Here is a 2,671-nt window from a genome sequence, read left to right as displayed (position 1 = left end):
CCACGTACTCCAGGTCGTCCGTGGTCCAGCCGTCGTAGAGGCGGCCGCGCAGGGTGGACACCGGCGGGAGCGGTGCGGTGAACCAGCGGCGGGGCTCGCCGGGTTCCGCGGTGGCGGGTGGCCCGCGGCACGTCTGCATCTGGTCGGCAGCAACGTGGGCCGCAGCAGCGGTCCGATCCACTACCGCGACATCGAGGCATGGACGCTGGGCGACGGGAGGGCGACGGGGGCGACGGGCCCGGACACAGCCTGACGCCGCACCGCGAGGCGCACGCCCCGGCGTCGTCACACCACGCGCCGGTCCAACCCTTGGCCACGCGCCGAACCTGTCCCGTAGACTTCGAGGTCTCATCGGAGACCAGTCAACGCAGCCTGGATCAGCGAGAATTGATGAGACATCAGGGCACGGGCGGGACGGACGGGACCGTCGCGAACAGCGTGACCGTCGGGGCGGCACGCGGGGGCCGACAGGGGGACACGTCGGGGCCGAAGGCCCGTCAGCACGGGGTACGGGAACGCTCGTCGGCCGGATCGGCGGCGACGGGCGAGCCGTTGGGGATGGGCTTCGTTCCTAAGGAGCGTTTTTCAATGCCATCAGTCATCGTGGGCCGCACGGGCCCCTTCGCCGGCCAGAGCGTGGTTCTGGGCGCCGCTCCTCTCACGTTCGGTCGCAAGGGCGACAACGGGGTCGTGATCGTGAGTCCGAGCGCCTCCCGGCTGCATGCCGAGATCGTCAGGGAGGACGGCGCGTACGTCCTCCACGACCGTGACAGCAGGAACGGCACGTACGTCAACGACCAGCGCGTCACCCGCCACGTACTGCGCGCGAACGACTGCGTGCGCATCGGTGACGAGACCTTCCTCTTCGAGGCGCAGGACGTCATGGAGACGGTCATCGACCTCTCCCAGCTGCACCTGCCCCGGCTGAACGCGGCGGCGAACCCCGGCACCCTGCGGGTCACGGTCACCGGCGGCGGTCCGGTGGGGCTCGCCTTCGCGCTGGCCCTGGAGGAGGCGCTGAGCGGACGGGTGGCGATCACCGTCTACGACGGACGGTGGGTCCGCAAGGGCTCCGAAGTGGTCTGGAAGGACGAGTCGCAGGGCAACGTGCGCCGCCAGCAGGTCGTGACGGTCCAGAGCCGGCAGTACCTCGCGCTCTCCAAGGACGTGCGCGCGGCGCTGTTCAGCGACAAGGCCGCCTACTCGGAGATGTGGCCGGTGGGACCGGACTCCGTCGACGGCCGCCCGCCCCGCAACATCCGGATCGCCTACATCGAGGACCGGCTCCTCGCCCTGGCGAACACGCGGCCGGCGATCCAGCTCGTCCCGCACCGGTTCGACCCGGTGGAACGGAAGAGCCGGCTCGCCCAGGAACACGTGCTGGTGATCGGGGAAGGCGGGCGTTCCCGCACCCGCGACCACTTCGCGGACCGTTTCGGCACGGCGGACGCCTCCATCTACTCCCTGGACGGCGAGCACCTCCAGGACGTCGTGCTGGGGCTACGGGTCAAGTCACGGCTGTCGGACCCGATGAGTGTGCTGCTCACCGTGTCGCAGAACCGGTTCCTGCTCAACTCGCTGCGTGGCGAGGGCTTCTTGAACATGCGGCTCACCCGCGAGGAGGCCAAGGGCGTGATCGGTATCGATCCGGTCCGCCAGGTCTTCGAGGAGTGCATCGCGGCCCGCCCGTGCCTGATGAGCCGCGAGGAGGACAACGAGTTCCGCTGCTCCACGCACGGGACGCTCTTCCTGCCCGCGCTGCTGCGCAGTTCGCCCCTGTGGAAGGAGATCCGGCAGGGCCTGAACCTGTTCGGTGTGCCCGAGGACGATCTCTCCGCGATCACGTCGTTCCGGCTGGACATGGTGCAGCGCCCCAGGTTCACGGCCCAGCTTCTGCGCCCGACCGCCACGACGCCGGGGACGTACGGCTTCCTGCTGGGCGACGCCGCCAACGCGATCCACTTCTGGCCCGGTCGCGGTCTCAACAGCGGTCTCGCCTCGGCCACTTCACTGGCCCGCTCGCTCAGCCGGGCCTGGCGGGGCAAGCCCTTGCGGGACGCGGACTTCATCCGGCACGAGGCGGCGATGTCCATGTTGCAGTACCGGCACAAGAGCCGGGCGTGGAACGCCATGGTGACCACCGACGAGCAGGGCGTCACTCGCGCCATCAAGGACATCATCGCCCGCAGCGCGGAGGCGGGCAGGGCGACGGGGCAAGAAGCCGGCCGGGCGCCGGGGCGGCCCGATCTGGACGAGCTGCTGGACCGCATGGCGGCGATCCGTGACCGTCTCGCTCCCCGGCTGCCCGGGATGCCCACCATGGAGCAGCTCCGCTCCCACCTCGCCTCGGTCGACCCGGCGACCCTGCGCACCCTCCAGGAGAGCGGGGCCTGGGACACCCTGATCGTGGGTGGCGAGGAGGCCGACATCGACCTCTTCTACCAGTCGGACTCGCCGGTCTACGTTCCCCGGCCCGGCGGCCCGCATCCGGCGGGCCCCGCTCCGGCGGGACCGGTTCCCGCCGGTGTGCACTCGGCCGATCCCCGGAGTCTTCCGTCCGCCGGGGTGCAGTAAGGGCGGGCCGACGTCGTCGCGCGCCCCGTCGGTGACCGTACCGGCGCGGTCTCGGCGCTCCGGCTGACCGAGACGGGGTACCGGGTCGGGGTGCTGG

The 2,671-nt window shown here is 71.0% G+C and carries 1 protein-coding gene and 1 pseudogene; both read left to right on the top strand.

Translation table 11 applies throughout. The features are described 5' to 3' along the window. A pseudogene (locus tag ACWD3D_RS35800) lies at positions 1-253 on the top strand (hypothetical protein); the annotation flags it as partial. 335 nt (positions 254-588) lie between these two features. Continuing rightward, complete coding sequence (locus ACWD3D_RS35795) at positions 589-2,574, top strand: FHA domain-containing protein (protein WP_451464842.1); 1,986 nt, start codon at positions 589-591, stop codon at positions 2,572-2,574. Positions 2,575-2,671: the final 97 nt, after the last annotated feature.

Source organism: Streptomyces sp. NPDC002690 (assembly GCF_053592415.1).
Note: the sequence above shows the minus strand (reverse complement) of the source record. Positions and strands in the feature narration are given on the sequence as shown.